General features: G+C 26.5%; 6 protein-coding genes. 2 read left to right on the forward strand and 4 right to left on the reverse strand.

The annotated features are described in order from the left end of the window. The first annotated feature begins 81 nt into the window (after positions 1-81). Complete coding sequence (locus HF850_RS15110) at positions 82-531, forward strand: threonine/serine exporter family protein (RefSeq protein WP_169106246.1); 450 nt, start codon at positions 82-84, stop codon at positions 529-531. A 114-nt stretch (positions 532-645) separates the two neighbouring features. On the opposite strand, the gene HF850_RS15115 is transcribed toward HF850_RS15110, so the two are convergent. The 4 genes from HF850_RS15115 to HF850_RS15130 form a co-directional block, all read right to left on the reverse strand. After that, positions 646-1173, reverse strand: coding sequence for a hypothetical protein (locus tag HF850_RS15115; protein ID WP_169106247.1), 528 nt, complete (start codon positions 1171-1173; stop codon positions 646-648). Positions 1174-1266: 93 nt separating this feature from the next. Continuing rightward, a complete protein-coding gene (locus tag HF850_RS15120; protein ID WP_169106248.1) occupies positions 1267-1911 on the reverse strand; it encodes a hypothetical protein in 645 nt (214 codons plus the stop codon). A 60-nt stretch (positions 1912-1971) separates the two neighbouring features. Continuing rightward, on the reverse strand, positions 1972-2631 hold the full coding sequence (locus HF850_RS15125; RefSeq protein WP_169106249.1) for a DUF6483 family protein: 660 nt from the start codon (positions 2629-2631) through the stop codon (positions 1972-1974). A 15-nt stretch (positions 2632-2646) separates the two neighbouring features. Further along, the gene (locus HF850_RS15130) at positions 2647-2949 is read right to left on the reverse strand and encodes a hypothetical protein (RefSeq protein ID WP_169106250.1); all 303 of its coding nucleotides are present in this window, start codon (positions 2947-2949) and stop codon (positions 2647-2649) included. Between the two features lie 305 nt (positions 2950-3254). Here HF850_RS15130 and HF850_RS15135 point away from each other — a divergent pair, with 305 nt between their 5' ends. Continuing rightward, complete coding sequence (locus HF850_RS15135; RefSeq protein ID WP_169106251.1) at positions 3255-4433, forward strand: AI-2E family transporter; 1179 nt, start codon at positions 3255-3257, stop codon at positions 4431-4433. The last annotated feature ends 252 nt before the right edge of the window (positions 4434-4685 follow it).

Consider the following 4685-nt stretch of genomic DNA (forward strand, 5'->3'; position numbering starts at 1 on the left):
GCAGATACATTGAAAAAGGAATGAAACATAAGATTTTATAATTTTTTATAGATTTTTATAAGTTTTCAGTAACGGTATAGAATGTTATTACAAGTGATAGTTTCGTTTATTGCTTCATTAGGATTTGGAATAATATTTAATATAAAAGGAAAAAATCTTATATTTGCTGCACTTGGCGGAGGATTAAGCTGGTTTTGTTCCTTATTCTTCAGTAAACAAGGTATGAGTGATGCACTCTCATTCTTCTGTTCTTCAATAATTTTCAGTATATATTCTGAAATATGTGCAAGAAAACTAAAGACTCCAATAACTACAATACTTATTTGTGCACTTATTCCACTAGTACCGGGTGCTGGAATGTATTATACCATGTATGAAACTATAACTGGAAATGTACAAAAGGCTATTCACTTAGGATTAAACACATGTGCAAGTGCAGGAAGTTTAGCTTTAGGGGTAATCTTCGTTTCAACTATAACTAAACATATTACCCAATTTAAAAAACTTTTTTTAAAAAATGATAACAAATAAAGATAACCTAAAGAATAAATATTCTTTAGGTTATCTTTGATTATTAGGTATATGTTGAGCAATTAATGTTAGGTCTAAGCATGTCTTAGCCTATATTATAATATATTGTGTTTTTTACAAATTATGATTATTATCTGTATTTTCAAGTTTATCCATTCTTTCATTGATACATCTTACATCTTTTTTTAACTCGCCTATAATATTTATAATTTCATTTAATTGACTTTCACTTGTAACATTGTTAGAATTTGTTGAATTCTCACTACTGTTTGTTTCTTGTTCATTACTAGGTACAAACGGATTAGCTACATTATAATACTTCAAATTATAAAACCTCCCAGGTCCACTCTGAAAATAATTCTGCTGAGCACTATAAGTTTCTATAATCTGACCAACTAATTGAATCCAATTTCCCAATGCATTTTGAACATTAAAAGGTATTCTTCCTGCTATAACATCAGCTAAAATCTCACTGATAATATTAAATACCTCAGGATTTAATGTTTGAAATCCACCGGGTATATCACCAGCAAAAAATCTATTTGATTGAGATGCACTACTGCTACTATTGGATTTATTAGTATTTTGTGTATTACTATCATTACACTTTTCATTCTCTTCTTTGCTATATTCATCCTTCATAATATCTTCACCTAAACCAATACATACAATAATATATTTATTTATAGTATATATGTTACAAAAAATAAGCAGAAATGAACAAGTTTATCTTATTCATTCCTGCTTTTCTTTATAATTGATTTTATCAATTTGTTGTTTTAATGAATTAATTTCCTTAACTAATTGGTTAATATTATTATCTAATTTAGCAATATCGCTTCTAGATACCTTTTTCCTTTTATAACTTTTTCCATTATTATGTTCAAAACAGTCTGTATTTTTAAAATTTACTCCATATAAATTACTTGAACAAAATGGATTACTCACATTATAATATATAGGACTAAAATATCTTCCAGGCCCACCTTGAAAATACTGCTGTTGGGCATTATACGTTAAGATTGCCTGACCAATCAATTGTAGCCAGTTTCCAAAGGCATTCTGCACATTTGCAGGCATCTTTCTAGAAATAATATTACCTATTATTTCTCCCATTACTACATATAATTCCGGATATAATTGCTGAAACCCATTAAATATATCATTACAGTTTGGTTCAAATCCAGTAAATTGATTCCATCCACCTGCGCCACTGCTTTTCCCTTCTGATTCATCATCTAAATTATAACTACTTTGATTATTAACATTATTTTGAGCATTTCCATCAAAAGTAGTTTTATCACTATTAGAAAAAATATCTTCTGTTTCATAACCTAGTGCCCTGAGTATATCTTCAAATCCATACATATTGCAATTCAAACTTTAACCTCGAAATATTACTTAATTCATATTACTATCTTGAATAAAAAGATGTTACATCTATATTCCCATTCTTCTTTCCAATTCTGCAATACCGTCTTCTACTTCTTCAAATGGAAGATTTCCTTCTGATAAAACCTCTTTTTCCTTTTTCTTTAATCTATTATAAAATTTCATTCCTTCTAATATTATACTTCCATCATTATCAGTTTTCTGAAGCATATAAAATAAAGTATCTTCTGCTTTGTCTAATTTATTTAACATTTCATATAATCTAAGAATCTTTTTATCTATTTCAATAGATAATTCATATTTACTTAGCTCTTTGCATGTATCAACTGCATCTTCAGTATACTTTTCATTAATTTCCTCATCTTCACTAAAAGCTTTATAAAATCCATCCAATGCTTTTTCATAATAAATAAAATATGAAGTATCTTCTGATTTTTTGCTATATATTTTCCCCATAAGGCTCATAAGACATCCAAAAGCAAGATATTTCATGCTATTATATTGATTTTCTCTATCAATTATTTCAGAAATACTGTGGAATGAGAAAACTTCTATGGTTCCAATATCTAATCCAACTAATGATTTTAACCCTTTATTAACTATTTCCTTAGCTTCATCATATTCTTTATCTGCAATTCTCTTATCAACTTCTTCATAAATTAAATCTAAGCTATTTTCAACTTCTTTTTTATAATCATTCTTCAACATAATTATTACCTCTTCTTATTCTTTTATAATAAATTCGCTTAATATATTTTCTGATTCTCTTACAATCTCTTCATGGCACTTATTAAGCTCATTTAATTCTCCACTTTTTAATTTATATACTTCTTTAGCCATTTCCTCTATCTTCTCTATAAATTCAACATAATCTTTATTATCTAATGATGATAGCTTACTTTCTATAGGCTTTGGTATTTCAACTTCTTCTTCTAATCCATACATCTCCATAAACTCAATAGCTTCTACCTCTGCCATAACTATTGTTACTATTTCATTCATATTAAATATATCTTTTTTTATCATAATATCTTCCTCATGTAATTAATGTATTTATTATTTTTCTTCTTACTATATTAGTATAAATTATTTTTCTATACAATTATATATCTTCATTAAATAACTTAGATTAAACATAATAGTACCACAAAAATTAGATATGTATAAATTAATCATTTACATATTGATTATTTAAAAAGTAGTAAATGTATACATTTTCCTATATTATAAAATTATTCATAATTTTATAATATAATTTACAGATTGTTTTTTTGCTTTATATACGTACTTATAATATAATATTACATAAATAAAGAAGGGAAATAACTCTTATGAAAATAGACATTGATAAAAATCTCTTAAAATACGCTGTTTATATTATATGTACAGCTGTAGTAATTTATATATCATTTGTACTTATTCTAAATATTGTACCAATACTAAAAACTTCACTATCTTTTGTTTCAGGAATAATAGATCTTCTCAAACCATTGTTAATAGGTTCAATTATTGCATTTTTGCTTTATCCTATTACATCATATATAGAAAATCTATTAAAAAACAATTCAATTTTCAAAATAAAGAATAATTCATTAAGACGTATTATAAGTATAATTTTTTCTTACGTAAGCGTTATTGCATTAATATTCTTATTAATATGGGGAATTTACTTTATGATTGGAGGCGAAATTTCCAAAAATACTAATATTATAAATATAGTATCAGAAATAGCCGATTATTTTACTACTAGTACATTTTCTGAATCCTCAGTTAGAGATGCACTTGAAAGTTTTAATTCACCTCTTATAACCTTTGTTGAACCATATATAATAGATGGATTTAAAGTAACTCAAGAATATATAACAACTAACTTAAGTCATATAGCTTCTTCAGTTGTTTCCATTGGAACTAGTATTGCATCCTTTTTCATAGGACTTGTAATAAGCATTTATTTATTGAAGGATTCAGAATACTTTATTAACTTATGTATGAAGCTTTATAAATTAATATTTGGTAATAGTAGAATAGGCACTATTACAACTAATATTTTCAAAACTATTCATGATGTCTTTGAAAAATTCATTCGTGGTCAGCTTTTAGAAGCATTTTTTGTTGGAGTTCTTTCAACTATTGCTTTAAGTATTGCTGGAATTAAATATGCTCTTGTTATTGGAGCAATATCAGGAATTTGTAATATGATTCCTTATGTAGGTCCAATTGTGGGTACTATTCTTGCTGCTTTAACTGGACTTCTAAGTGGATCACCTATAAGGATACTTTATGCAATAATTGCAATGGTTATAGTTCAAAAAATTGATAATCACTTATTAGCTCCAAAAATAATAGGCGATAGTGTAGGTCTTCACCCTGTCTTTACTATGATGTCTATAATAATTGGTGGAGATATAGGAGGCCTTATAGGAATGCTTATTGCCGTACCATTAGTGGCTTCATTTAAGGTATTGTTTAGTAATTGGTATGCTAAACATACTACATCTGCTAAAAATTAATACTTTAAATTTTTCATTCAATGAAATTGTTAATTTAAAGCATTAATTATAATTCATTCACACTAGTTTAATTAAAATATACTAGCGTGTTTTTTATAGTTAATCATAAAATACTTCAAAGCTATATGTTAAATAATTTTAACAAAATGAATCCATCATCTAGAATTATTACTTATAATCGAGTAGGAGGTAGACAATTATTTTGTCTACCGACCTCTCAGTCGAGTAAATAAGAGGAATTGCACCTCAAAC

The organism is Clostridium sp. SM-530-WT-3G (genome assembly GCF_012843905.1).
Lineage (GTDB): Bacteria > Bacillota > Clostridia > Clostridiales > Clostridiaceae > Clostridium.

Coding starts and splice junctions, on each gene's coding strand:
- HF850_RS15110 (WP_169106246.1), top strand. CDS start 82: ATGTTATTACAAGTGATAGTTTCGTTTATTGCTTCATTAGGATTTGGA.
- HF850_RS15115 (WP_169106247.1), bottom strand. CDS start 1,173: ATGAAGGATGAATATAGCAAAGAAGAGAATGAAAAGTGTAATGATAGT.
- HF850_RS15125 (WP_169106249.1), bottom strand. CDS start 2,631: ATGTTGAAGAATGATTATAAAAAAGAAGTTGAAAATAGCTTAGATTTA.
- HF850_RS15130 (WP_169106250.1), bottom strand. CDS start 2,949: ATGATAAAAAAAGATATATTTAATATGAATGAAATAGTAACAATAGTT.
- HF850_RS15135 (WP_169106251.1), top strand. CDS start 3,255: ATGAAAATAGACATTGATAAAAATCTCTTAAAATACGCTGTTTATATT.